At 72.4% G+C, this 24,172-nt stretch carries 22 protein-coding genes and 1 pseudogene; 8 read left to right on the top strand and 15 right to left on the bottom strand.

Going from position 1 to position 24,172, the window contains the following annotated elements; genetic code table 11:
- The 4 genes and pseudogenes from WA788_RS33650 to WA788_RS33635 all read left to right on the top strand — a co-directional run.
- A pseudogene (locus WA788_RS33650) lies at window positions 1-457 on the top strand (ABC transporter substrate-binding protein); the annotation flags it as partial.
- A gap of 44 nt (window positions 458-501) precedes the next feature.
- On the top strand, window positions 502-1,374 hold the full coding sequence (locus WA788_RS33645) for an ABC transporter permease (protein ID WP_335984105.1): 873 nt from the start codon (window positions 502-504) through the stop codon (window positions 1,372-1,374).
- Window positions 1,375-1,435: 61 nt separating this feature from the next.
- The gene (locus tag WA788_RS33640) at window positions 1,436-2,674 is read left to right on the top strand and encodes a lactonase family protein (RefSeq protein ID WP_335984103.1); all 1,239 of its coding nucleotides are present in this window, start codon (window positions 1,436-1,438) and stop codon (window positions 2,672-2,674) included.
- Between the two features lie 364 nt (window positions 2,675-3,038).
- Window positions 3,039-4,985, top strand: coding sequence for a hypothetical protein (locus WA788_RS33635; RefSeq protein WP_335984102.1), 1,947 nt, complete (start codon window positions 3,039-3,041; stop codon window positions 4,983-4,985).
- Window positions 4,986-5,069: 84 nt separating this feature from the next.
- Here WA788_RS33635 and WA788_RS33630 read toward each other — a convergent pair whose 3' ends face one another.
- The 3 genes from WA788_RS33630 to WA788_RS33620 are packed head-to-tail and all read right to left on the bottom strand — an operon-like array spanning window position 5,070 to window position 7,650.
- The gene (locus tag WA788_RS33630) at window positions 5,070-5,894 is read right to left on the bottom strand and encodes an ABC transporter ATP-binding protein (RefSeq protein ID WP_335984100.1); all 825 of its coding nucleotides are present in this window, start codon (window positions 5,892-5,894) and stop codon (window positions 5,070-5,072) included.
- Window positions 5,882-6,667, bottom strand: a complete 786-nt coding sequence (locus WA788_RS33625; RefSeq protein ID WP_335984099.1) for an ABC transporter permease — start codon at window positions 6,665-6,667, stop codon at window positions 5,882-5,884. The genes WA788_RS33630 and WA788_RS33625 overlap by 13 nt, the downstream gene beginning before the upstream one ends.
- Complete coding sequence (locus WA788_RS33620; protein WP_335984097.1) at window positions 6,664-7,650, bottom strand: ABC transporter substrate-binding protein; 987 nt, start codon at window positions 7,648-7,650, stop codon at window positions 6,664-6,666. Before WA788_RS33620 ends, WA788_RS33625 begins: the two co-directional genes overlap by 4 nt.
- 361 nt (window positions 7,651-8,011) lie before the next feature.
- Between WA788_RS33620 and WA788_RS33615 the strand changes: the two genes are divergently transcribed.
- Window positions 8,012-9,043, top strand: a complete 1,032-nt coding sequence (locus tag WA788_RS33615) for an ABC transporter substrate-binding protein (protein WP_335984096.1) — start codon at window positions 8,012-8,014, stop codon at window positions 9,041-9,043.
- 28 nt (window positions 9,044-9,071) lie between these two features.
- On the opposite strand, the gene WA788_RS33610 is transcribed toward WA788_RS33615, so the two are convergent.
- The 7 genes from WA788_RS33610 to WA788_RS33580 form a co-directional block, all read right to left on the bottom strand.
- Window positions 9,072-9,752, bottom strand: a complete 681-nt coding sequence (locus WA788_RS33610) for a hypothetical protein (RefSeq protein ID WP_335984095.1) — start codon at window positions 9,750-9,752, stop codon at window positions 9,072-9,074.
- A 9-nt stretch (window positions 9,753-9,761) separates the two neighbouring features.
- Window positions 9,762-10,601, bottom strand: a complete 840-nt coding sequence (locus WA788_RS33605) for a carbohydrate ABC transporter permease (RefSeq protein WP_435136213.1) — start codon at window positions 10,599-10,601, stop codon at window positions 9,762-9,764.
- Complete coding sequence (locus WA788_RS33600; RefSeq protein WP_335984093.1) at window positions 10,598-11,563, bottom strand: carbohydrate ABC transporter permease; 966 nt, start codon at window positions 11,561-11,563, stop codon at window positions 10,598-10,600. The genes WA788_RS33605 and WA788_RS33600 overlap by 4 nt, the downstream gene beginning before the upstream one ends.
- Window positions 11,560-12,891, bottom strand: a complete 1,332-nt coding sequence (locus tag WA788_RS33595; protein WP_335984091.1) for an ABC transporter substrate-binding protein — start codon at window positions 12,889-12,891, stop codon at window positions 11,560-11,562. Before WA788_RS33595 ends, WA788_RS33600 begins: the two co-directional genes overlap by 4 nt.
- Before the next feature lie 220 nt (window positions 12,892-13,111).
- A complete protein-coding gene (locus WA788_RS33590; protein ID WP_335984089.1) occupies window positions 13,112-13,834 on the bottom strand; it encodes a cupin domain-containing protein in 723 nt (240 codons plus the stop codon).
- Complete coding sequence (locus tag WA788_RS33585) at window positions 13,831-14,757, bottom strand: PmoA family protein (RefSeq protein WP_335984087.1); 927 nt, start codon at window positions 14,755-14,757, stop codon at window positions 13,831-13,833. The genes WA788_RS33590 and WA788_RS33585 overlap by 4 nt, the downstream gene beginning before the upstream one ends.
- A complete protein-coding gene (locus WA788_RS33580) occupies window positions 14,754-15,920 on the bottom strand; it encodes a Gfo/Idh/MocA family protein (protein WP_335984084.1) in 1,167 nt (388 codons plus the stop codon). Before WA788_RS33580 ends, WA788_RS33585 begins: the two co-directional genes overlap by 4 nt.
- A gap of 229 nt (window positions 15,921-16,149) precedes the next feature.
- On the opposite strand from WA788_RS33580, the gene WA788_RS33575 reads away from it, so the two are divergent.
- On the top strand, window positions 16,150-17,193 hold the full coding sequence (locus WA788_RS33575; RefSeq protein ID WP_335984082.1) for a LacI family DNA-binding transcriptional regulator: 1,044 nt from the start codon (window positions 16,150-16,152) through the stop codon (window positions 17,191-17,193).
- Window positions 17,194-17,263: 70 nt separating this feature from the next.
- Here the strand turns inward: WA788_RS33575 and WA788_RS33570 are convergent, their stop codons facing one another.
- The 4 genes from WA788_RS33570 to WA788_RS33555 all read right to left on the bottom strand — a co-directional run bounded on the left by WA788_RS33570 (window position 17,264) and on the right by WA788_RS33555 (window position 20,873).
- Complete coding sequence (locus tag WA788_RS33570) at window positions 17,264-18,163, bottom strand: hypothetical protein (RefSeq protein WP_335984080.1); 900 nt, start codon at window positions 18,161-18,163, stop codon at window positions 17,264-17,266.
- Window positions 18,156-19,022, bottom strand: coding sequence for an amidohydrolase family protein (locus WA788_RS33565; protein WP_335984078.1), 867 nt, complete (start codon window positions 19,020-19,022; stop codon window positions 18,156-18,158). Before WA788_RS33565 ends, WA788_RS33570 begins: the two co-directional genes overlap by 8 nt.
- A 53-nt stretch (window positions 19,023-19,075) precedes the next feature.
- The gene (gene ligK / locus WA788_RS33560) at window positions 19,076-19,759 is read right to left on the bottom strand and encodes a 4-carboxy-4-hydroxy-2-oxoadipate aldolase/oxaloacetate decarboxylase (RefSeq protein WP_335984076.1); all 684 of its coding nucleotides are present in this window, start codon (window positions 19,757-19,759) and stop codon (window positions 19,076-19,078) included.
- Window positions 19,760-19,847: 88 nt separating this feature from the next.
- On the bottom strand, window positions 19,848-20,873 hold the full coding sequence (locus WA788_RS33555) for an amidohydrolase family protein (protein WP_335984074.1): 1,026 nt from the start codon (window positions 20,871-20,873) through the stop codon (window positions 19,848-19,850).
- A 188-nt stretch (window positions 20,874-21,061) separates the two neighbouring features.
- On the opposite strand from WA788_RS33555, the gene WA788_RS33550 reads away from it, so the two are divergent.
- A complete protein-coding gene (locus WA788_RS33550; RefSeq protein ID WP_335984109.1) occupies window positions 21,062-21,721 on the top strand; it encodes a GntR family transcriptional regulator in 660 nt (219 codons plus the stop codon).
- Window positions 21,722-21,903: 182 nt separating this feature from the next.
- On the top strand, window positions 21,904-23,205 hold the full coding sequence (locus tag WA788_RS33545) for a cation:dicarboxylate symporter family transporter (protein ID WP_335984072.1): 1,302 nt from the start codon (window positions 21,904-21,906) through the stop codon (window positions 23,203-23,205).
- 118 nt (window positions 23,206-23,323) lie between these two features.
- On the opposite strand, the gene WA788_RS33540 is transcribed toward WA788_RS33545, so the two are convergent.
- Window positions 23,324-23,995: a GntR family transcriptional regulator gene (locus WA788_RS33540; protein ID WP_335984070.1), complete on the bottom strand. Its 672-nt coding sequence runs from the start codon at window positions 23,993-23,995 to the stop codon at window positions 23,324-23,326.
- Window positions 23,996-24,172: the final 177 nt, after the last annotated feature.

Genomic DNA, 24,172 nt, shown 5'->3' with positions numbered 1-24,172 from the left:
GCTGAAGAGCAACCAGATCGACTGGTTCGTCACCTCCCAGCCCACCCCGCTGGCCATCCAGGGCACCGGTGACGGCGTCGTCGTCGCCGACTCCACCAAGGTCACCGCCTGGTCGGAGAAGGAAGCCGGCTACGGGCAGATCGTCGTCGCGCGCAACAGCTATCTGAGCCAGCACGCCGACATCGCCAAGAAGTTCGCCACCGCCGTCCAACAGGCCACCGCCTACATGAACGGCAACATCGACTCCGCCACCGTGCAGAACGTGGCGAGCAAGGCACTGCCGGGGGTGTCCGCCTCCGTGGTCAAGGCCAGCCTGCCCCAGGTCGGGTGGCCCACCAGCGACACCATGACCGACGCCGACTGGACCAAGACCACGACGTTCATCAACTCCCTGGGCGCGCTGACCCAGGAAGCGAAGATCACGTCCGCCAACTACACCAACAAGTACCTGCCGTAGCCCTGCGCGCTCGCGGCTGATGAGACTGGAAGGAGCAGACGGTGGTGGCTGCTACCCGTGAGATGAGTCAGAAGAAGACCGGGGCCGAGGTCCCGGCGGCGACCGGAGGGAAGAAGAAGGACCACCGGTGGCGGGGCGCGGCCTTGGTGATCGTGCTGCGGCTGGCCGTGATCGTGCTCTGCCTGGTGCTGTGGCAGGTGATGAGCGGCCCGGTGATCCCCGAGTACGCGGTGAGCAAGCCGACCGACGTGTGGACGGCGCTGCACCACCTGCTGGGCTCCTCGCAGGGGTGGACCGACATCAAGACCACTTCCTTCGAGGTGGTGGTCGGGTTCGGCATCGGCGTGGCCATCGGCACCGTGATGGGCCTGGTGCTGGGCTCCTTCCCGCTCGCCGGGCGGGTGATGGAGCCGCTGGTCGCCGCGGTCAACGGCGTGCCGAAGATCGCGCTGGCCCCGCTGTTCGTACTGTTCTTCGGGATCGGCTCCTGGTCGAAGATCTACATCGCCGCGACCGGTGTGGCCTTCGTGGTGTTCTACAACCTCTACCTCGGCCTGCGGCTGCGGGACCGGGAACTCATCGAGATCATCCAGGTGATGGGCGGGAAGAAGAGCCATGTGCTCAGCTACGTCACGCTGCCGACGCTGGCCGCGCCGTTCTTCGCGGCGCTCAAGACCGGCGGGCCGCTGGCCATTCTCGGTGTCATCGGCGGTGAGTTCATCGCCTCCTCCGAGGGCGTGGGCCACGAGCTGTTCACCTCCGCGATGAACCTCGACGCCGCGACCGAATTCGCCGGACTCATCGTCCTGATGGCGATCACGCTCATCCTCAACAGCATATTGACCCAGCTCGACAAGTTCGCCCTGAAGCACCTCGGCCTGGCCAAGCGCCGTACGTCGGGGCAGCGTTCCCAGTAGATCGCATCATTTGCTCCATCCCTTTCCGCGCACATTCGAGATGCAAAGGAGCACTCTCGACATGTTCGACTCCAGATCCGCCGCGACCGGGAACACCCCGGGCGGGCCGGCCGCCGGCCAGGACCGGCGCCCCTCGCGCAGACGGCTGCTGGGCTCGGTGGCCGCCGCCGCGGCCGTACCGCTGCTCGGCGCCGTGTCCACCGCGGCAGCCGCCGCCCCCGCCCCCGCCGGCTCGCGCGCCGGCCGGCGGGAACTCGTCTACTTCAACACATGGAAGGGCACCGAGATCTACGGTGCGTGGTTCGACCCGGGCACCGGCGCGCTGACCGCGCTCGGCCCGGTGGGCGAGGCCGACGCCGACTGGGCGGTCACCCACCCGTCGCTGCCGATCCTGTACGTGGCCACCATGGCCGTCGGCGGGGTCGTCGCCACCTTCCGGATCGACCCGGCGACCGGCGCCCTGACCCCGACCGGCGAGCTGTCCACCGGCGGCACCGGCCTGAACGGGGGCGGGGTGTCCTACATCGGCATCGACCAGCCCTCGAACACCCTGCTCGCCACGAACTTCGAGGACGGCTTCACCGCGGCGGTGCCGATCACCCCGAGCGGTGAGCTGGCCGCGGTCGCCTCGCGCGCGCAGGACACCGGCTCCGGCCCCAACCCCCGGCAGGCGGGCCCGCACCCGCACCACGCCGAGGTGGACCCGAGCGGCCGGTTCGTCCTGGTCCCGGACTTCGGCGCCGACCGCGTCTTCGTCCGCCCCTTCGACCGCCGCACCCGCGTGCTGTCCGAGGACGGCCCGGCCGGCTACGCCACCGCGCCCGGCTCCGGCCCGCGCCGGGTCGCCTTCCACCCCGCCGGCCGCACCGTCTACCTGCTCAGCGAGCTGAGTTCGGACCTCCAGGCCCTCCAGTGGACGCCCGGGACCGGCGAGCTGACGCACCGGCAGACCCTCGCGGTCGGCACCCCCGGCTTCACCGGCACCGCGAGCGCCTCCGACCTCGCGATCAGCGCCGACGGGCGGTTCGTGTACGCCGGCAACCGGGCCGAGAACTCCCTGGTCGTCCTCGCGGTCGACCCCCGCACCGACCTGCTCGGCGTGCTCCAGCGCATCCCCTGCGGGGGCACCACGCCGTGGGGCTTCACCCTCCACCCGAGCGGGCGGTGGCTGCTCGTCGCCAACGAGGCGAGCAGCAGTGTGAACGTCTTCGCGGTCGACCCGCGGTCCGGGCAGCTGACGGACACCGGCACCTCCCTGGCCGTGCCCAACCCGGACTCCGTCACCTTCTTCTGCGCCTGACCTGACGTCTGACGCCTGAGGGTGACGCCTGACGTCCGACGCAGCCGCCCGAGGCGCCCGTACCCTTCGAGTGCGGGCGCCCATGGGGCGAACTGTCTCTCGCCGCGCGCTTCGTGCGCTTTCCCGTTCCCTTTTCTTTCCCCTCGCCTTTTCCGTCCGCGTCCACCGCATTTTCCGCACGGGTCGCGGGCGGCTTTCGCATGCCCGGACGCGGAAATTCCAGGGGCCCCCACAATTGACGGCGGTATTTCCGACGGATTAATTGACGGTGGATCAGCCGCGGAGTAGCGTCCCGCACGTTCTCCGGGAAAGCGCGCGCCAACGGAAGAACTCGATCCCTCACACCACGGGAGTTGGAAGAGAAATGGCATCCGAGAAAAAGGGTATAGGACGTCGGGCGTTCCTGGTGGCCGGTGCGGCGACCGCAGGCGCCGCGCTGCTGCCCACCCCCTCCTTCGCCGTCTCCGCGGCGAGCAGCGGCAAGAAGGGGGTGATGCTGATGAACCGGATCGGCCCCTCGGCGTCGACCCTGTACACCGCGAACGCCGACGGCTCCAACGAGCGGAAGCTGCTGTCGGCCACCGACGCGAAGTTCGACCGGCACGCCAACTACTCCTTCGACGGCAAGACCGTCTACTTCACCTCCGAGCGCACCGGCGACGGCAACGCCAACATCTACGCGACCACCCTGGGCGGCTCCGGCCAGGGCACCGGCGTCACCTCCGTGGTCGGCGGCCCGGCCGTCTACGACAGCGCCACCCTCTCGCCGGACAAGCGCACCCTGGCCTTCTCCTCCACCCGGTCCGCCGACCACCTGTCGCAGATCTGGCTGATGGACACCAAGACCGGTGCGCTGACCAACCTCAGCGGTACCGCGGCGCTCGCCGGCGACCCCAGCAGCCCCGACGGCCACTTCCGCCCGGTCTGGTCGCCCGACGGGAAGTGGATCGCCTTCTCCTCCGACCGCAACACGCAGTGGATGGGGCACGACAACGGCACCGGCTGGGAGCACACCCAGGAGCTGAGCATCTACGTCATCAAGCCCGACGGCACCGGTTTCCGGCAGCTCGCCACGAAGCCGGGCTACTGCCTGGGCTCGCCCAAGTGGTCCCCGGACGGGCAGCGGATCGTCTACTACGAGATCACCGTCGAGGGCACCTGGCAGGCGCACCGCCCCGAGGACATCGGCGTGGTGGAGTCGCAGATCGTCTCGGTCGACTTCGCCACCGGCACCGACCGCGTCGAGCACACCTCCGGCCCGAACCTCAAGGTCTCGCCGCAGTACGTCACCAACACCGAGATCGGCTACCTGCTCAAGAACGGGCAGGACGAGGGCCTGGTCTACGTCAACGGCTCGATCCCGAACGTCAAGCGCGCCGGGGTGCGTTCGCCCTGCTGGTCCCCGGACGGCAAGTCGGTGATCTACGAGAAGCAGGACTTCACCAGCCGGACCCTGGACACCCCGCTCTACAGCTGGGACGCGAACTGGGACTACCGCTTCTGCGACGTCTTCCCGATCCTGTCGTTGCAGAACCGGCTGGCGATCACCGAGAAGCAGACCGGCCCGGGCAAGTCCGACATCGCCACGCTCAACCCCGACGGCAGCGACCTGAAGGTGGTCTTCGACACGACCACCTCCGGCCTGGACCAGACGCTGGTCACCGAGGGCCTGGCCGGCGCCTTCCGGCCGGCCTGGTCCCCGGACGGCCAGTGGATCGCGTTCGGGCTGGGCGGCTGGTTCCAGGAGCGCGCGGTGATGACCGCGGCGATCTGGCGGGTGCGCAGCGACGGCACCGGCGCCGAGGCGCTCACCGACAACTCCACCAACTCCGGCTTCCCCAGCTACTCCGCCGACGGCACCAAGATCGTCTACCGGGTGTGGGGCGCGCAGAACGGCCTGCGCATCCTCGACCTCGCCGGCGGCACCACCACGGTGCTCACCACCGCGTCCGACAACCTGCCCGACTGGTCCCCGGACGGCAGCCGCATCCTCTTCACCCGCAAGACCGGCCCCACCAACTTCGACGTGTGCACCATCAAACCGGACGGCACCGGGCTGAGCGTCCTCACCAGCAGCGGTGCCAACGACGGCCACGCCGTGTGGCACCCCGACGGCCGCATCCTCTACAACACCGGCATGTACGGCTTCCGCGAGGAGGCCGCGCTCTACGACGACACCTTCCAGCCCTACGGCATGATCATGGCGATGAACGCCGACGGCTCGGGCAAGACGATGCTCACCGACAGCCAGTGGGAGGACTCGATGCCGCTCTACCTGCCCCAGGCGGCTCTCACCGGGACCGCCGGCTGACGCGGTGCCGCTGACCGCCGATGGGCTGCCGCCCCTTCCCCGAAACCGGGGGAGGGGCGGCAGCCCGCGGGTGCGAGAGGTACGTCAGCGGTCGGTGCCGGGCGCCTTCTGCGCCCGGACCACCTCCCAGATCTCCTCTTCGAGGTCGCGGTGCTCACGGCTGTGCTTGAGCTCCAGCGGCCGCGGCCGGGCGAACGGAATCCGCCACTGCGCCACCACCCGGGCCGGGCGCGCACTGAAGGCGACGACCCGGTCCGCGAGGTAGACGGCCTCGTCGATCTGGTGGGTGACGAAGACGGCCGTCTTCTTGCGGGCGTCCCAGATCTTCAGCAGCTCCGCCTGCATGCTCTCGCGGGTCTGCGCGTCCAGCCCGGAGAACGGCTCGTCCAGTAGCAGGATGCCGGGATCGGCGGCCAGCGCGCGGGCGATGTTGACGCGCTGCTTCATGCCGCCGGACAGCTGGTCGGGGTAGAAGCGCTCGAACCCCTTGAGCCCGGTCAGCGCGAGCAGTTCGGCCGCGACCGCCAGCCGCTCCTTCTTGCCGCGCCCGGCGAGCTCCAGCCCGTAGGCAACGTTGTCGATGACCGGGCGCCAGGGCAGCAGGCAGGCGTCCTGGAACACCACGGCCCGGTCCGGGCCGGGGCGGTCGACGGGCGTGCCGTCCACCGAGATCCGCCCGCCGGTCAGCGGGACCAGCCCGTCCAGCGCCATCAGGAAGGTGCTCTTGCCCGAGCCGCTGGGCCCGACGATCGCCACGAACTCACCGTCGGCGACGTCGAGGTCGATCCCGTCGACGGCCACCACCCCGCCGGTGCGGGCCTGGTAGGTGACCTGCGCGCCGGCCACCTGGAGCTTCGGCCGGTCCGGCGCGGCGGCGGTCCGCCGCTCCGCCCGGCTCACCGCTGCCACCGCTGCATCCGGCGCTCCAGCAGCGCCGCGAGCTGTGTCAGCGCGATGCCGAGGAAGGTGATGACGGCGACGGTGGCGTACATGACCGGCATGTTGAAGGAGTTGCTGGCCGAGATGAGGACGTTGCCGATGCCCGCCTTCGACGCGAAGATCTCGCCGACCACCACACCGATCATGGCCCGCCCGATGGAGATGCGCAGGCCCGTCATGAAGAACGGCACCAGGGTCGGCAGCACCACGGTCCTGATCACCTGGAGGTCGCTCGCGCCGAAGCTGCGCGCCAGCCGCCGCAGTTGCCAGTCCACGTTGCCGACGCCGGCCGCGGTGTTCATCAGGATGACGGTGGTGCAGCTGAGCACCACGACCACGATCTTCGGGGTCATGCCGATGCCGAAGATCAGGATCAGCACGGGGACGACGGCGACCTGCGGCATCGAGTTGATGCCGACGACCAGCGGTTTGAGGAACTCGTCGGCCGCCTTGTACCAGCCGGTGAGCAGCCCGAGCAGCGCGCCGAGCAGCACCGAGACGCCCAGCCCGATCGCGAACTCCTCGCCGGAGACCCGCAGGTTGGACCAGATCTCGCCGTCGGAGAAGAGCGTGCCGAGCGCGTGCACGACCTTCGACGGGCCGGGCAGGAAGAGCGGTTTGACCCAGTGCCCGGTCACCGCCAGCTGCCACAGGGCGACCAGCAGCAGCAGGCACAGCGCCCCCAGCAGCAGCGGGCGCAGCGCGGACCGGTACTCCTTCGCCGTCCGGCGCGGCCCGGTCACGGCCGGGTCCCGGTGAGCGCGGTGTCCACGACGTCGGCGCTGGTCAGCCCCTTGGCGTCGGGGATCACCTGGGCGGTGGCGCTGATCGCCTTGGTGATGCCGTCGGTGTCCACGGCCCAGGTCGAGGACCAGGTCCACTTGCCGGCCCGTGCGGGGTCGGTGTTGACGGTGAGGGTCTCCTCGCAGCTGGCGGCGGTCGCGCCGCTGCCCTTCTGGCAGTCGGCCACCGCGGCCTTGCGGTTTGCCGGCTGGGCGGCCCACTTGGCGGCGGTGACCAGGACGGACACCATCTTCTTCAGCGCCGCCGGGCGGGACTTCAAGGACGCGTCGGACGCCCAGAACGTCACGTTGGGCACCTGCACGGCGCTGTCCTCGGCCTTGAGCAGGACCGTGCCGACCTGCTGCTCCACCGAGCGCTGGGTGTTGAGCTCCGCGGTGGCCTTGACGGTGCCGCCGGAGATGGCGCCGAAGCGCTGGGCGAGGGTGCCGGCGGTGACGAAGGTGACGTCGTCGGGGTTCACGCCGTAGTGGGACAGCACCGCCATCAGGTAGATCTCGTCGGCGGAGTTGCCGCCCGAGACCCCGATCGTCTTGCCCTTGAGCTGGGAGAGGGAGGTGATGTTCTTCGCGGCGAGTACGTCGTACTGGGCGCCGGCGGCCTGCGCGAAGATCTTGCCGGAGATGGCCTTCTTGGCGATGTCGCCGATGAAGTTGGTGGGGCCGCCGGAGGCGACGTCGACGGCGCCGGTGGCGAGCGCCGCGACCGAGGAGGAGCCGCCGCCGGTGAACTTCTCGACCGACACGTCCAGTCCGGCCTTCTTGAAGAACCCCTCGTAGACGGCCGCGTAGAACGGGGTGAGGGTCGTGGTGGGGCTCAGGTCGCCGAAGGTGATCCGGCCTTCGGACGTGCCCGACGACGATTCGGAGGTGCCCGAAGCGCCGCAGGCGGTGAGGGTGAGTGCGGCGGTCACGGTGACGGTCACGGTCAGGAGCAGGGGCAGACGTCGTGCGCGTGGGCGGTGGAGATGGTCGGACATTCCGCGTGATCTCATGGGGGTGATCCCTTCTCCGCGTGCGATGGAGGTGGAGCGACCTCGAAGTCCGTCGACGGGATGGGGCGTGGGCGTCGGTCCATCAACGGGTCGGCCAGGCCCGGATTGTGCGACCAGACGCACCGCAGCGCCCTAGCGAACGTAGCACTGGGGAAACAACTTGACAATATTGTCGGACAATTGGCTGGGCCTGGTCTTGCGTCCTGATGTCTTGTGGGGGTCGGGGGTTGCTGTTACGGTCGCTCGCACCTTGTCGGACAATCCACGACGGCGACCAGGGAGAACGGATCTGATGCGACCTCAACTTCGCGGGCGACGGGCCGCGGCGGCGCTGGCCGCCGCCGGCGCACTGCTGCTGACCGCGTGCGGCGGGGGCTCCTCGGCCGGTTCGGGCGGCTCCTCCGGCGCCACCGTCACCATCGGCGTCAGCGGGAACATCCTGGACACCCCGATCGAGGTGGCCGACGGTCAGGGGTACTTCGCCGCGCAGGGCCTGAAGGTCAAGTACGTGACCCTGAACGCCTCCACGGGGGCGTCCGCGCTCCAGTCGGGCTCGGTGCAGTTCCTCAACGACAGCCCCAACGGCTTCCTGGCCGCGCTCGGCAAGAACGTCCCCGAGACCGCGATCGGCACCGACGCCGGCGGCTATCCGCTCGGCCTGATCGTCAGCACCAAGTTCGCCAAGGCGCACCACCTGACCGCTTCGACGCCCGCGGCGCAGGTCGCCAAGGCGCTCGACGGCTCCACCGGGGGATCGAGTTCGGCCAACACCAAGGGCGAGGCGAGCATCTTCCTCAAGGGCTACGGCGTGGACCCCGGCAAGGTGAAGTGGGTGTCGCTGCCCAGCCCGGTCGCCGACAAGGCGGCGCTGAAGAGCAACCAGATCGACTGGTTCGCCACCTCCGAGCCGACCCCGCTGGAGATCCAGGACTCCGGGGACGGCGTGGTGGTCGCCGACCCGGTGAAGGTCCCGGCGTGGTCGCAGAAGGAGGCCGGCTACGGCCAGTTCGTGGTGGCCCGCAGCAACTACCTCTCCCAGCATGCCGACACCGCCAGGAAGGTCGCCGCCGCCGTCCAGCAGGCCACCGCCTACATGCACGCGCACCTGGAGTCGGCCGCGGTGCAGGCGGCGGCGCGCAAGGCGGTGCCGGGCGTGGCCGCGGACGTGGTCGCCGCGAGCCTGCGCCAGGTGGCCTGGCCGACCAGCGACGCGATGGACGCCCAGGGCTGGGCCACGACGCTGGGCTTCGTCAACTCCCTGGTCACCCTGGACAAGAAGGCCGCGGTCACCGACAGCCAGTGGAGCAACGAGTACCTCCCGTGAGCGCCGGGCCGCCCGCCCGCCGCCCCCGTCAGCGGCCCGTCCCGGACACCGCCGGCGGGCGGTGGCGGACGTCCACGGCGGTCGCGGCGAGGGCGAGCGGGCCGGGCAGCAGCGGCAGCAGGACCGGCATCGCCCACACCAGGACCGCCGCGAGCACCGCGGCGGCGGCCAGCAGCGCGGTGCCGCGCGGGTCGGCCAGCGAACGGGCCAGCGCCTGACGGCCGCAGAGCCGGTGCGGCCCGTCCAGGGCGACCGCGCGCAGGCCGACCGCGGCGGCGCCGACCGCGAGCAGCAGCAGGACCGGTGCCATCAGACCCGCCCCGGGCAGCCCGGCGCGCAGCAGCCGCTCGTCGAGCAGCAGCAGGACCGCGAACGCCGGCGGCAGCAGGCCCTTGGTGAGCGCGGAAGAGGTCAGCCGCTCCCGCAGGCCGGCCAGCAGGTCGCCCGCCTTGACCTGCACTCCGGTCGCCGCGCTGCGGCGCAGCGCGGCGCTGGCCGCCGACAGCGCCGCCGGGGCGGTGACCACCGGCAGGCAGGCCACCGCGGTGACCACCCCCACCAGCAGCATGTCGGCGAAGAGGGTGAAGCCGGCGCCGAACACCTCGCCGGGTTCGCGGTGCGCCCGTCGGGAGACGGCCGCGGGTGCGGTGGCGGGTGTGGTGGCGGAAGCGGTCGCGGGTGCGGTTGCGGTTGCGGATGTGCGGGTCAACGCTCCTCCTCAGCCCTTGAGTCCGGATGTGGCCATGCCCTGCACCAGGTAGCGCTGGAAGACGAAGAAGAACAGCACGATCGGCAGCACCGAGATCACCGACATCGCGAACATCGGCCCGTAGGCGGAGGTGCTCGACTGGTCGACGAAGTTCCGCAGCGCGAGGGTGATCGTGGCCTTCTGCGGCGAGAACAGGTAGATCATCTGCGCGAAGAAGTCGTTCCAGGACCAGATGAACGAGAAGATCGCGGTGGTGATCAGCGCCGGCCGGCTCAGCGGCAGGATGATGTGGAAGAACGACCGGAACGGGCCGCAGCCGTCGATCCGCGCGGCCTCCTCCAGGTCCCGGGGCAGGTTCCGCATGAACTGCACGATGAGGAAGACGAAGAACGCCTCCACCGCGAGGAACTTCGGCAGCACCAGCGGCCAGTAGGTGTTCGTCATGCCGAGCTTGTTGAAGATGATGTACTGCGGGATCAGCACCACGTGCTGCGGCAGCATCAAGGTCGCCACGGTGAAGGCGAACATCGGGCCGCGCATCCGGAACCGCAGCCGGGCGAAGGCGTAGGCGGCCAGCGAGCAGGACACCACGTTGCCGACCACCGCGCCCAGGCTGATCAGCAGGCTGTTGCCGAGCAGCCGCGGCACCGACACGCCCGAGACGCCGTCCAGCGCGGTGCTGTAGTTGCTCCACTCGAAGTGGTGCGGCCACAGGTCGACGCTGGTCACCACCTCGTCGGCGGGCTTCACCGAGGTCACCAGCAGCCACAGCAGCGGGTAGAGCAGGGCGATCAGCGCGAGCAGGGCCACCACATGGGGCAGCCGGCGTTGCAGGGTCTGGTTCATCATTCCGCCTCGTCCGCGTAGAACACCCAGGACCGGGAGACCTTGAACATCACCGCGGTGACCGCCGCGATGGCGAGCAGCATCAGCCAGGCCATGGCCGAGGCGTAGCCCATGTGCGAGGCGGTGAACCCGCGCTCGTAGAGGTAGAGCGTGTAGAAGAGGGTGGAGTCGGCCGGGCCGCCGTTGCCGCCGCTGACCACGAAGGCGGGCGTGAAGACCTGGAAGGACTGGATCATCTCCAGCACCAGGTTGAAGAAGACCACCGGCGAGAGCATCGGCACCGTGATGGCGGCGAACTGCCGCCAGGGGCCCGCCCCGTCGAGCGCGGCCGCCTCGTACAGCTCCGGCGAGATCTGCTGGAGGCCGGCGAGGAAGATGACCATGGGGGCGCCGAACTGCCAGATGGTCAGCAGCACCACCACGTAGGTGGCCAGGTGCGGGTTGCCGACCCAGCCGCCGATGTGGATGCCGAAGGTGCTCAAGCCCTTGTCCACGGTGCCGCCGTCGTTGAACAGCGCCCGGAAGACCAGGGCGATCGACATGCTCGCGCCCAGCAGCGAGGGGGCGTAGAACGCCGACCGGTAGAAGCCGCGGCCGCGGCTGAGCCGCCTGAGCAGCAGCGCCGCGCCGAGCGCCAGCGCCAGCTTCAGCGGCACCGCGATGACCACGTACTTCAGGGTGGTCAGCACCGACCGCCAGAAGCGCGGGTCGGAGGTGAGCATCTCGCGGTAGTTGCGCAGGCCCACCCAGTGCGGGGCGCTGAACATGTCGTAGCTGGTGAAGGAGAGGTACAGCGAGACCGCCATCGGCACCAGGGTGACCGCGAGGGCGCCGATCATCCACGGGGTGAGGAAGACGTACGCGGGCCAGCGCGCCTCGCGGCGGCGCGGTGTGCGGCCGGGCCGGGTGCTTCCCGCCGCGGTGCGCCCGGCGGGCTCGGGCAGTTCGATCGGCGCGACGGTCATGACTCCAGCTCCTGCTTCGCCTGGACGATCAGTTCGTGGGCCGCCTTCCGCGGCGAGGCGAGCCCGAACTCCACCCGCTGGTACTCGCGGGTGAAGGCGCTCTCGATCGCGACATCGCCCTTGGGGGGTGCGGACGGCGGCGGCTGCACGCCGTACTTCTCCATCTCCTCGTCGAACTGCCACACCTGCCGGTCGGGACCGGTCAGCTTGCGGTCGACCGCGGCGGCGATCTTCCGGTTGGGCGGCTGGGAGCGGGTGACGCCCAGGACGTCGCCGGCCCGCGGGTCGTTGAGGAGGAAGTCCATCAACTCGGCGGCCTCCTTCGGGTGCTTGGAGTGGGCGCCGATGCCGATGAGCATGGTGGGCTTGAAGTAGGAGCCGGCCCGGCCGCCGACGGTGGGGACCGGGGCGTAGCGGATGGTGTGCCCGCTGGGGCTGGTGAAGCCGGTGAAGGTGGCGTCCCAGGAGTAGTCCAGGGCGTCCAGGCCGCGGCTGAAGGCGCTGATGCCGGTCGCGTCGGCCTGCGCGCTGTCCTTTGACGACACCAGCGCCCCGGACTTCTGGAGCCGGTGGCAGAAGCTCCAGAAGGCGGCGAGGTCCTGCTCGGTGTAGCCGAGGGTGCTGGGGCCGGCGTACAGCTGCTTGCCGTGGCCGCGCAGCCAGTCCTCGAAGACGTCCTCGTTGCTGCCGCCGTCGTTGGCGCCCGCCGCGGTCCGTCCGTCGGGGGTCTTCAGCTTCATGGCGGTGATCCTCGCGGCGACCTGCGCCCAGTCCTCCCAGGTCCAGGAGGGCTGGGGCGCCGGGATGCCGGCCTGGGCGAAGACGGTGGCGTCGTAGACGTAGCCGGTGATGCCGCGGCCCATCGGCAGGGCGTACTGCCTGCCGTCGAGGTGGCCGGTGCGGACCAGCGAGGCGTCCATCTCGCCGGTGTCCAGGGTGCCGTCCTTGACGTACCGGTCCAGCGGGAGCAGTGCGCCGCCGCCCGCGAACTGGGAGATCTGGCGGTAGTCCAGCTGGGCCAGGTCGGGTATGCCGCCGCCCGCGGCCTGGGTGGACAGCCGCTGCTTGTAGGAGCCGAAGTCGGCGTTGGACATCTGGACGGTGACGCCGGGGTGCGCCTTCTCGAACAGCTTCACGGCCTGCTCGGTGCGGGCCTGCCGGTCGTCGTTGCCCCACCAGGAGAAGGTGAGGGTGATGTGGCCGCCGGCGTCGGAGGCGCCGCAGGAGGTGAGGCCGGCCATCAGGACGGTGCTGAAGGCGGCGGCGAGTGCCGCGGTGACCGCCCGGCGGCGGAGGAACCGGCGCCGGCCGCTTCGGGGCTCGGGCATGGTGGCCTTTCGGGACGGGGTGGGGTGGTGGGGGCCAGGTGCCGGGCGGCGCCGGGCGGGCAGGCGGGATCGCCCGCGGTCGATTCGGCGGGTTGCGTTGGGTGCGCGGGGGTGAGGGGTGGGGGTGCGGGCGTACGGTCGGTGCGGCTCGCGGTGGGGTCCGGCGCTCGGGTCGGCGGGTGTTGAGGGGCGGTGGGGCGGGGCCGTACGGGCGGGGCGGCTACGCGCCGTGGTAGACGTCGAGCCGGCCGCACATGCCGAACCGCCCGGTGGCGGTGGGGCCGGTGGCATGGGTGCGGGCCGCGGCCAGGTGGCCCGGGTCGCCCGCGGCCAGCGCCGCGAGCTGGTCGCGGGTGGCGGCGGCCGCGGCTGCGGCGCCCTCGCGCCAGCGGCGCTCCCAGTCGGCCAGCCGCGGCCGCACCAGCGCGGCCGCCGCGCGGTGGAAGGCGGCCAGCGGCTCCGGGTCGCCCGCGGCGACCGCCGCCCGCAACTCGGTGAAGCGGCGGGTGGCCAGGTCGCGGCGGGCGCGGGCCGCCTCCGCCTGCGCGGCCTCGCCCTCCCCGGCCGGCAGCCGGACCGCGGCCGCGTAGGTATCCGGGTCGGTGAGCAGGTGCGGCGGCAGCGTGAGGACCGCGTCGCCCGCCTCGGGCAGCCCGTCGTTCTGCATGACGACGGTGATCCGCAGCTCACCGGTGTTGACCAGCCGGTGGATGGTGCCGGGGGTGAACCACACCACGGTGCCGGCGCGCAGCTCGGTCTCCTCGAAGCCGCCGGCGGTCAGCGTCTGCACGGCGCCCTCGCCGCCGGTGACGACGTATCCCTCGCTGCACGTCAGGTGCAGGTGCGGGGTGCCGCCGCCGGGGCGGCCGTCGACGGTCGGCCAGTCGTAGACGCTCAGCCGGGAGACGCCGACCGCCCCGGGGAACCCGTCGTATCCGGTCACCACGGATGACGCTCCAGGTGTGCGATGACCGCGGCCCGGTCCCAGGCGCCGTCGGCGACATGGGCGCGGTAGGCGCGGGCGAGGGTGTCGCCGGGGTCGAGCACCAGCTCCTGGTGGAAGGCGAAGGACGGGGCGACGGCGGCGAAGGGGTCGGTGCGGACGAACCAGTGCGCGGGGTGGGCGCCCTTCGCGCCGGTGTGGTCGTTGCCCGGCGCGTGCTCGAAGACGAGGGTGGCGTGCCCGTCGCGGCCGTCGTGCTCGCCGCTGTAGGCGAGCCAGGGCGCCTGATGCCCCATCAGGTCGCGCTCGGCGCTGTCGGCGTCCTCGGTGAAGGCGTGCCCGTCGCGGAAGGCCCGCGGGCCGCGCCAGAACAGCCCGGTGTAGCCGGCGTCGGGGCGCCCGGCGGTGGTGGGGCTGCCGAACCGCAGCGGCTCGTCCCGCCGGTTGGTGACCGCGGAGGACCAGGTCAGGCTCCAGCTGCCGGCGTCGGCGTCGGCCCGCACCTCGATCCGGCGCTCCTCCCGCGCCCACAGCGAGCCGTCGTGCGGGTGCCAGCTCAGGCGCTCGGCGATCACCACGCCGTCCGGGCCGGCGGACACCTCGTCGAAGCCGGTGTGCGCCATCGAGCCGACCCGCTCCGGCAGCGCGAGGTAGCCCTCGCCGTGCACATAGGTGTTGCCGCCCCACAGGTTCTGGCCCGACAGGTGCGAGGCCGTCAGCTGGAGGCCCTTGTGCCAGCGGTGGTCGTTGGGGCGGTAGTCGGTGACGAGGCCGCCGGCGAGGGTGCGGATCGGGTGGAGGTAGGGCTTGGGCGCCTCCCAGGCGGCCTCCGGGCGGTAGACGTACGCGAACAGCTCGGTACCGGTGCCCTGGTGGGTGACGGTGATCCGGTCGTCGTGGACGTGGGTCAGCGAGAGCGTCATGCGGGCTGCTCCTCCTCGCGGGCGCCGACCGGGAGCCGGTCGGGGGCGCCGCCGTGCATGGCGGCGTAGAACGGGTCGCCGGGGCGGATCTGCCCGGCCCGGACGGTGCTGTCGGTGAAGGCGGACTTGTAGAGCGCGGCGGTGAACTCCACGACCCGGCGGCCGCCCCCGCCGCTGGTCGGGTGCGGGGTGCCGGCGCGGATGTCGGCCACCAGGGCGCGCAGTTGGGCCAGGTGGGAGCTCGGCTCGTCGGGGCCGAAGTCGTGCCAGGCCGCGGCGGTCCGCGCGGGGACGCCGGGGGCCGGTGTGATCCGCCAGTCGGCGTTGCGGTAACCGTACAGGTGGGTCAGCTCGATGGTGGCGAGCTCGCAGTCGATCCTGATCCGGCTGACCTCGTCGGGGCTGAGCACGCTGTTGACGACGGTGGCCACCGCGCCGCCGGCGAAGCGGACCTGCGCGGTGGAGACGTCCTCGGTCTGCACGTCGTGCACCAGCCGGGCGGCCATCGCGCGGATCTCCTGCCACGGCCCCATCAGGTCCAGCAGCAGGTCGGTCTGGTGGATGCCGTGGCCCATCGCCGGGCCGCCACCCTCGGTGTCCCAGCGGCCGCGCCAGGGCACCGCGTAGTAGGCGGCGTCCCGGTACCAGGTGGTCTGGCAGTGCGCGACCAGCGGCCGGCCGAAGGCGCCCTCGTGCAGCAGCCGGCGCACATGGCGGGCCCCGGAGCCGAAGCGGTGCTGGAAGACGTAGGAGGCGGTGGGCGCGCCGGGCGCGGGGCCCGCGGCGGCCGCGACCGCGTCGTAGTCGGCGAGCGAGGGGCAGGGCGGCTTCTCGCACCACACGTGGGCGCCGGCCCGCAGCGCGGCGATGGCCTGCCCCCGGTGCAGGGCCGGCGGGGTGCACAGCACCACCAGGTCCGGGCGCACCTGGTCGAGCATGGCGCCGACATCGGTGAAGGCGCCGGGTACGGCGAACTGCCCGGCGGCGGCGCGGGCCGCGTCCTCGGCGACGTCCACGACGGCGGCGACCTGCACCCCGCCCTCGTCCGCGAGCGCGGCGAGGGCGGGCAGGTGGGCGCCGCGGGCGATGGCTCCGGCGCCCACCACCGCGGTGCGCAGCGGGGTGGCCGGGAGGTGCGGGGGCAGCGGTTCGTGCGGGGACATACGGGCCCTCTCGTGCGGCTGGCGGTACGTCACGCAAGGCGCGAGGCGCAGCGGAACCCCGCAGCAGGGGCAGACCGACGGCTCCTTCGCCTCGCTGTTCCAACGTTGTAACCAGCGTGCGTACGGGTGGTCAACCCTTAGGGCGCCGCCGGATCGCCCGTGTCGCCGAAGGGGAGCCGGTCTGCGGGGAACTGCCCTACAATGAGGCACCGCTCAGAAGGGGAGTTACGTGACGGCAGTGAGGCTCAAGGACGTCGCCGACCGGGCGGGCGTCTCCGTCAAGACGGTTTCCAACGTTGTACGCGGAATGTCGAAGGTGGCACCCGCCACCCGGGAGCGCGTCATGGCCGCGGTGCAGGAGCTCGGCTACCGGCCCAACCCCTCGGCGGTGCGGCTGCGCACCGGCCGCAGCGGGCTGATCGCGCTGGCGGTGCCCTTCCTGGCCACCCCCTACTTCGCCGAACTCGCCCACCACGTAAGGACCGAGGCGTCCCGGATCGGGCTGACGGTGCTCATCGAGGAGACCCTCGGCGACGCCCACGAGGAACTGCGGCTGGCCAGCGGGCTCGGCTCGGCCCTGCTGGACGGGGTGATCCTCTCCCCGCTGCGGGTGCCCTTCGACGAACTCGCCGCCACCACGGCCGGCTTCCCGCTGGTGCTGCTCGGCGAGCGCGAGGACGGCCGGGAGCAGCTCGCCACCGACCACGTACTGATCGACAACGTGGCCGCCGCCCGCGAGGCCACCGCCCACCTCGCGTCCCTGGGCCGGACCCGGTTCGCGGCCGTCGGCGTGGACCGGCAGCACTCCGCGACCAGCCGCCAGCGCCTGGAGGGCTTCCAACTCGCCCTGCACGAGGCCGGACTGCCCTTCGACCCGCGCCTGGCGCCGCCGGTCGAGGAGTTCGACCGGCGCAGCGGCCTGCACGCCGGCCGCACGCTCGCCGCGCTCCCGGCCGGCAGCCGCCCCGACGCGGTCTTCTGCTTCAACGACCTGCTGGCCGTCGGCGCGATCCGCGCCTTCCACGAGGCCGGGCTCGCGGTGCCCGGCGACATCGCGGTGGCCAGCGTCGACGGCACCGACGAGGGCCGGTACGCCATCCCCTCGCTGACGTCGGTGGTGCCCGACAAGGCGGCCATCGCGTCGCTGGCGGTCACCTCCCTCGCCGACCGGATCGGCGCGGCGACCCCGCCGCGCCACGCGGTCCATCTGGCCCCCTACCGCCTGGCGGTGGGGGAGTCCACGACCGGCGGGCGCACGCCGGTCGCGGACTGAATCCCCCGCTCGCCGCCGATCCGGTCAGGCGGCGAGCAGGTCGCGGGCCGGGCGGGGCCGGGCCGGGCGGTCAGGCCGCGAGCAGGTCGCGGGCCGGGCCGAAGACCTCCTCGGCGGTCAGCGGCCGGGGCAGCAGCCCCTGCGCCAGGCACGCGGCGGCGATCTCCTCGATCGGGCCGCTCAGCCGGTCCGCTCCCGACCTCGTCAGGCGCGGCGCGTCCGGCTGCCGGTCGGCGGCCTGCCGCGCGGCGGTCTCCTCGGCGCGGCACAGCAGCGCGTACGCGCCCCGGACCGCGTCAGGCTGCCGCGCCAGGACCTCGGTGGAAACGGCCACCAGGTGGTTGACCGGCGCGTACCCGTGGGCGTCGTACCAGGCGCGGTCGCGCTGCGCGGCGCGGTCGAAGACGGGCACGAACTCGTCGCCCCCGGGCAGGTCGTTGCCGAGGACGGCCGCGTCCACCGCGCCCGAGCGCAGCGCCTCGACGAGGCTGCCGGACAGCGAGCGGTCCACGAACGGCGGGTCGGCGTACTCCGGGACGTGCGCCTCGTCCTGGGTGACCCACTGCGACTGGTCGGCCGCCAGCCCGAAGTCCTCCGCGAGGTGGCTGCGCACCCACATCCCGGTGGTCTGGGTGTAGGCGCGCACCCCGATCCGGCGGCCGCGCAGCTGCGCCGGGTCGGTGACCGGCCGCGACCGGTGCGCGATCAGGCACTTGCGCTGGAAGCGCGCGGCGACCACCACCGGCAGCACCGCGACCGGGTGGCCATGCGCGATCGCCTGGAGCGCGGTGACGACGGCCAGTTCGCTCACGTCGTAGCGCTGCTCGCGCACCATCGGCGCGAACGCCTTGTGGATCGGTGCGACCTCGGCGAAGTCCAGCCGCACGCGCGGGTCGGTGAGGGTGCCGCCGCGCAGCAGGGTGCCGACGGGGTGGGTGTCCAGCGCGATGCTCAGGCGGGTCTCAGGCACGGTCGGCCTCCGCGCGGCGCGCACCCCAGTAGAAGGTGTCCGCGGTGCCGCCGAAGACCGCCGCCGCGTCGGCGGCCGGCAGGCCGCTCAGCGCCGACCGGGCCTCGGCCAGCAGGTCCGCGAGCTTGCCGTCGGCGGCGGGGAAGTTGGAGCCCCACATCAGCCGCGCGGAGCCGTACGCCGACAGCAGCGCGGCCAGGAAGTCCGGCACCGTGGAGGCGCCTTTCGCGGCGGCGCCGAGCGCGCGGTGGGTGAGCTTCAGGTGCACGCCCGGGAAGTGCGCCAGCGTGAAGAGCGCCGCGGCCTTCCGGTAGGGCGCCCCGTCGGACAGGTCGGGGCGCGCGCAGTGGTCGAGCAGCACCCGGGTGCGCGGGAAGCGCTCGAGGGCGCCGCGCAGCGCCGGGATGCCGTCGGTCGTCATCTGGAGGCAGATCGGGATGTCGTGCGCCTCGGCGTACTCCCACGCGGGGAAGGTGTCGGGGTGGCCGAGCCAGTCGGCCTGGCCGGGCATGGTGGTGCCGGTGGTGAACAGCCGGAAGCCCGACAGCCCGCGGGAGTGCCAGTGCGCGATCCGCTCCACCGCGTCGGGCGCCATCGCGTCCAGAGAGTGGACGCCGACCAGCCGGTCCGGGTGCGCGGCGACGGAGTCGGCCAGGTAGCGGTTGTCGTGGCCGTAGACGGTGGACGCCTGGACGACCACGGCCCGGTCGATGCCGGCGCTGTCCAGGGCGGCGAGCAGGCCCTCGAGGTCGACCGGGTGCTCCTGCGACCAGGTGGAGCGGCGGCCGCCGATCGGGTCGGCGGGGTAGCGCGCGGCGTCGGTCGAGATGACGTGGGTGTGGCTGTCGATCACCAGCATGAGCGGTGTCGGTTCCTTTCGGTTGGCACGGTCGGCTCGGTCGGCCGGTCCGTTCAGTCGACGTAGCGCAGGCCGCGGTCCCGCAGCGTCTCGCGCATCCGGTAGATGTCCAGGCCGAGTTCGCCCGCGGCGAGCCGGCCGCGCTTGACCTCCTCGGCGGCTTCGCGGGCCTCGCCCGCCTCGGCGGTCGCGGTGGCCCGCGCGGCCGGTACGACCACCACGCCGTCGGCGTCCGCGAGCACCACGTCGCCCGGGGTGACCAGGGTGTTCGCGCACACCACCGGCACGTTGACCGAGCCGAGGGTGGCCTTCACGGTGCCCTTGGCGTGGATCGCGGTGCTGAAGACGGGGAAGTCCATCCGCTCCAGGTCGGCGACGTCGCGGCAGCCGCCGTCGATCACCAGGCCGCGCGCGCCGCGGGCCCGCAGCGAGGTGGCCAGCAGTTCGCCGAAGAAGCCGTCGCGGCTCTCGGAGGTGCAGGCGGCGACCACCACGTCACCGGGCCGGACCTGCTCGGCGGCGACGTGCAGCATCCAGTTGTCGCCGGGCTGGAGCAGCACGGTCACCGCGGTGCCGCACAGCCGGGCGCCGGGGTAGACCGGGCGGATCGCCGGGTGCATCAGGCCGAGCCGGCCCATCGCCTCGTGCACGGTCGCCACGCCCAGCGCGGACAGCCGCGCCACGGCGGCGGGGTCGGCCCGCTCGATGGTCGTGTGGACGACGCCGAGTTCCTGCATGGTGGGTTCCTCTCGGTGGATGCCGCTCGGACGTGCTGCGGTGCGGGGTGTGTGGTGCGGGCGCGGGTGAGCTGCGCGGGGGCGCGGCTCAGCGGCCGGCCGCGCGCAGCCGCGCGTCGAGCCGGGGGTAGACCCGGCGGGCGTTGCCCTCGGTGATCGCGGCGAGGTCCGCGGGCGCCAGGCCCGCCTGCTCGACGTAGCGGCGGGTGTCGTCGAAGTGGTGCCCGGTGTCCGGGTCGACGCCGCGGACCGCGCCGATCATCTCCGAGGCGAAGAGCACGTTGGCGTGCGGGAGCACCTTCAGCAGCAGGTCGATGCCGGGCTGGTGGTACACGCAGGTGTCGAAGAAGACGTTGCCCAGCAGGTGCTGCGCCGGCTCCGGCCTGCCGAGCGCCTGCGCCAGGCCGCGGAAGCGCCCCCAGTGGTAGGGCACCGAGCCGCCGCCGTGCGGGATGACCAGCCGCAGCGTGGGGAAGTCGGCGAACAGGTCGCCTTGCAGCAGCTGCATGAAGGCGGTGGTGTCGGCGTTGAGGTAGTGCGCGCCGGTGGTGTGGAACGCGGGGTTGTCGCTGGTGCTCACATGCACCATCACCGGCACGTCGAGTTCGGTGATCTTCTCGTAGAGCGGGTACCAGGAGCGGTCGGTGAGCGGCGGCGCGCTCCAGTGGCCGCCGGAGGGGTCGGGGTTGAGGTTGACCGCGACGGCGCCCAGCTCCTCGACCGCGCGGACCAGCTCCGGTATGCAGGTGGCCGGGTCGACCCCGGGGGACTGCGGCAGCATCGCGGCCGGCGCGAACCGGTCCGGGAACAGCTCGCCGACGCGGGCGCACAGGTCGTTGCAGCACCGCGCCCACGCCGCCGAGGTGGCGAAGTCGCCGACGTGGTGGGCCATGAAGGACGCGCGCGGGGAGAAGACGGTCACGTCGATACCGCGCTCGTCCATCTGCCGCAGCTGGTTGGCCTCGATGGACGCGCGGATCTCGTCGTCGCCGATCCGCAGGTCCGCGGGCCGGGGCGGTTCGCCGTCGCCCGCCAGCGCCTGGACCTGGCGGTCGCGCCAGTCGCCCAGCGCCGCGGGCGCGGTCGTGTAGTGGCCGTGGCAGTCGATGATCAACGCGGTTCTCCTCGCGGGTCGGGGTGGCCGGGCGGGGGCCAGAAGGCCCTGCGCCCGGGCGCGCTGCGCTCCGCATAGTAGTCGTCAATCATATTGCTGACAATATTGCCGATGGTAAGGTTACCGGCCGGATGAGCGGGTGCGGGGGAGCCAGGGAGAGGAGTCCGGTCCAGGTGACCAGTACACGTATGAAGGGCGCGGCCGGGCGGCTGCACGTCAGTGCGCAGATCCGGCGCGCGCTGTGGGTCGGCGACCTCGTGCCGGGGCAGCGGCTGGTGGAGCAGGACCTCGCCGACCGGATGGGGGTGACGCGCAGCTCGGTCCGCGAGGCGCTGCTCGACCTCGCCTCCGACGACCTGGTGGAGCTGGTGCCCAACCGCGGCGCCCGGATCAGGGTGGTCTCGGTGGAGGAGGCGGTCCAGATCACCGAGTGCCGCTCCGCGCTGGAGCGGCTGTGCGCGCGCAAGGCGGCCGAGCACGCCGACGAGCAGCAGCGCGCCGCGCTGGCCGAGGTCGGCGAGCGGCTGCGCGCGGCGGTCGCCGAGGGCGCCTTCGAGGACTACTCGGCGCTCAACCGGCGCCTGCACGACCTGGTCATCGAGTTCAGCGGCCAGGCCGTCGCCCGGCGCCAGCTGGAGCGGCTGAACACGCAGATGGTGCGCTTCCAGTTCCGCCTGGCCATGCGGCCCGGCCGCCCGCAGGAGTCGCTGCCGCAGCTGCTGGCCATCGTGGACGCCGTCCTGGCCGGCGACCCGGACGCGGCCGACGCGGCGGCGGAGGCCCAACTCGCGGGCGTGATCGAGCAGTTGCGGGCGAGCGAGCCGCCGACCGGGCTGAACGGCTGGTAGCGGCGCAGGTCGTGGCGCCGCGCGGCCGGTACGGAATTGCGGGCGCTTCGGGCGACCATATCTTCGGCAAGATTATTGACAATCTGATCGACGTGGGATTCAGTCGGGACGTCAACGGGTCCGCCGAGGCGCACGGACGAGACCCGACCACCCGGCCTTCAACGGAGAATCCGGATACCACGATGAGCGAGACCGCCACACTGGGAGCGCCGCCCGCGGCGCCCAAACCCCCTACCCCGTTCTACCGGGACCTGGCCGTCCAGGTCCTCGCAGGCGTCGCGCTGGGCGTCGTCGTGGGCAACTACGCCCCCGCGGTGGGGCGGCACACGCAGTTCCTCGGCGACATCTTCATCCACCTGATCCAGATGGTCGTCGGCCTGATCATCTTCTGCACGGTCACCCACGGCATCGCCAGCGTGCGCGACCTGGGGAAGGTCGGCCGGATAGCCGTCCGGGCCCTGGTGTACTTCGAGGTGATCACCACCGCCGCGCTGATCATCGGCCTGGTCGTGGTCAACGTGCTGCACCCCGGCTCCGGCGTGCACATCGACCTGTCGCACCAGGGCGGCACCGGCACGGCACCCGCCAAGTCCGAGGGCTTCGACGACTTCCTCGTCGGCCTGGTCCCCACCTCCGCGGTGCAGGCGTTCGCCCAGGGCGACATCCTCCAGGTGCTGGTCTTCTCCGTGCTGTTCGCCTGCGGCCTGGCCTCGCTGGGCGAGCGCAGCGCCCCGGTGCTGGAGCTGGTCGGCACCGTGCAGCGCACGCTGTTCTGGATCATCGGCAAGGTGATGCGGATCGCGCCGCTGGCCGCGTTCGGCGCGATCGGCTACACCGTCTCCAAGTACGGGCTGGGCACGCTCACCTCACTGGGCAAGCTGATCGGCGTCTTCTACCTGATCGTGCTGCTGTTCTTCCTGCTGGTGCTGTGGCCGGTCTCCCGGTACGCCGGCGTCAGCCTGCTGAAGGTGCTGCGCTACTTCCGCGCCGAACTGCTGCTGGTGCTGGGCACCAGCTCCTCGGAGAGCGTCTTCCCGCAGCTCACCTCGAAGCTGGAGCGGCTCGGCGTCGACGAGTCGGTGGTCGGCCTGGTGCTGCCCACCGCCTACAGCTTCAACCACGACGGCACCTGCCTGTACTTCGCCTCGGTGAGCGTCTTCCTCGCCCAGGCCACCGGCACCGACCTGGGCTGGCAGGCCCAACTCGGCCTGCTGCTGATCCTGCTGCTCACCTCCAAGGGCGGCGCGGGGGTCTCCGGCTCGGCGATCGCGGTCCTGGCACTGACACTCAGCTCCACCCACAAGATCCCGGTGGACAGCATCGCGCTGGTGCTGGGCATCCACAGCATCCTGTCGGCGGCCTTCGTCTTCACCAACATCGCGGGCAACTGCGTGGCCACGCTGGTGGTCGGCAAGTGGGAGAACGCGATCGACCGGGTCCGGCTGAACGCCGAGCTCGACGCCGGGTTCACCACCGCCGCGTGACACCGCCGCACGTCACTTCCGCGTGACACCGCCCGGCGTCACCGCCGCGTGGACCGGCCGCGGGGCGCAGCCCTGGTGAACCGGCCGCGCGCCACCGCCCGCCCGGCCTGGCCGCGCCTCACAGCGCGCCCAGGCCGCTGTCGGCGGTGGCGCGCAACTGCGCCAGCACGCTGTCGAGATGGGCCCGCGTCGCCTTCTCCGCCGCGTCCGCGTCGCCGCCCGCGACGGCCTCGATGATCGCCAGGTGCTGCGGCAGCGACTGGGCGGGGCGGCCGGCGCGGGCGGCCAGCCGGAACTGGTGGCGCACCATCTGGCCGTTGAGCCGGTCGAGCAGCGACTCGGCCACCGTCTGGCCGCTCGCGGCCGCCACCAGGTCGTGCAGGCGGCGGTTGAGCGCGGAATACGTGTCCAGCGCCCCCTCGGCGACGGCCGCGCGCATGCGCTCCCCGATCTCCTCGAGCGCGCGCCGCTGGTCGTCGGTGGCGTGCACGGCCGCGCGCCGCGCGCACAGGACCTCCAGCGCCGAGCGGCACTCCGTGATCAGCACGGCGTCCTCCACCGACACCACGCGCACCCGCGCGCCCCGGTTGGGGACCAACTCCACCAGCCCCTCGGCGGCCAGCTCCTGGAGGGCCTCGCGGACCGAACTGCGGGTGACGCCGAAGCCGTCCGACAGCTCCTGCTCCACCAGCCGCTGGCCGGGCACCATGTCCCCGGCCGCGAGCGCCTGGCGGATGCCCTGCTGCACCGCGCTCCGCCCCGCCCGCCCCGACTTCCGGTCCTGCGCCACTGCGACCGCCTCGTTGAGTTCCGCTGTTCCCCGCCGCTGTTCCCCGCCGGGAGAATACATCCGGCCCGCGGCGCCGCCGTACGCGCCGCTCGGCGCCCGGCGCTCCGCCGCAGGCCGGTCCGGCGCCGGCCGGGAGCACCTGCGGTGCGGCGGCTTTCCGCCGCGTGCGGCTTCTGA

This window comes from Streptomyces sp. CA2R106 (assembly GCF_037034245.1).
GTDB lineage: Bacteria > Actinomycetota > Actinomycetes > Streptomycetales > Streptomycetaceae > Actinacidiphila.
This window is presented reverse-complemented; position numbering and strand designations above follow the sequence as displayed.

Coding starts and splice junctions, on each gene's coding strand:
- WA788_RS33640 (WP_335984103.1), top strand. CDS start 1,436: ATGTTCGACTCCAGATCCGCCGCGACCGGGAACACCCCGGGCGGGCCG.
- WA788_RS33635 (WP_335984102.1), top strand. CDS start 3,039: ATGGCATCCGAGAAAAAGGGTATAGGACGTCGGGCGTTCCTGGTGGCC.
- WA788_RS33615 (WP_335984096.1), top strand. CDS start 8,012: ATGCGACCTCAACTTCGCGGGCGACGGGCCGCGGCGGCGCTGGCCGCC.
- WA788_RS33605 (WP_435136213.1), bottom strand. CDS start 10,601: ATGATGAACCAGACCCTGCAACGCCGGCTGCCCCATGTGGTGGCCCTG.
- WA788_RS33600 (WP_335984093.1), bottom strand. CDS start 11,563: ATGACCGTCGCGCCGATCGAACTGCCCGAGCCCGCCGGGCGCACCGCG.
- WA788_RS33595 (WP_335984091.1), bottom strand. CDS start 12,891: ATGCCCGAGCCCCGAAGCGGCCGGCGCCGGTTCCTCCGCCGCCGGGCG.
- WA788_RS33585 (WP_335984087.1), bottom strand. CDS start 14,757: ATGACGCTCTCGCTGACCCACGTCCACGACGACCGGATCACCGTCACC.
- WA788_RS33580 (WP_335984084.1), bottom strand. CDS start 15,920: ATGTCCCCGCACGAACCGCTGCCCCCGCACCTCCCGGCCACCCCGCTG.
- WA788_RS33565 (WP_335984078.1), bottom strand. CDS start 19,022: ATGCTGGTGATCGACAGCCACACCCACGTCATCTCGACCGACGCCGCG.
- ligK (WP_335984076.1), bottom strand. CDS start 19,759: ATGCAGGAACTCGGCGTCGTCCACACGACCATCGAGCGGGCCGACCCC.
- WA788_RS33550 (WP_335984109.1), top strand. CDS start 21,062: ATGAAGGGCGCGGCCGGGCGGCTGCACGTCAGTGCGCAGATCCGGCGC.
- WA788_RS33545 (WP_335984072.1), top strand. CDS start 21,904: ATGAGCGAGACCGCCACACTGGGAGCGCCGCCCGCGGCGCCCAAACCC.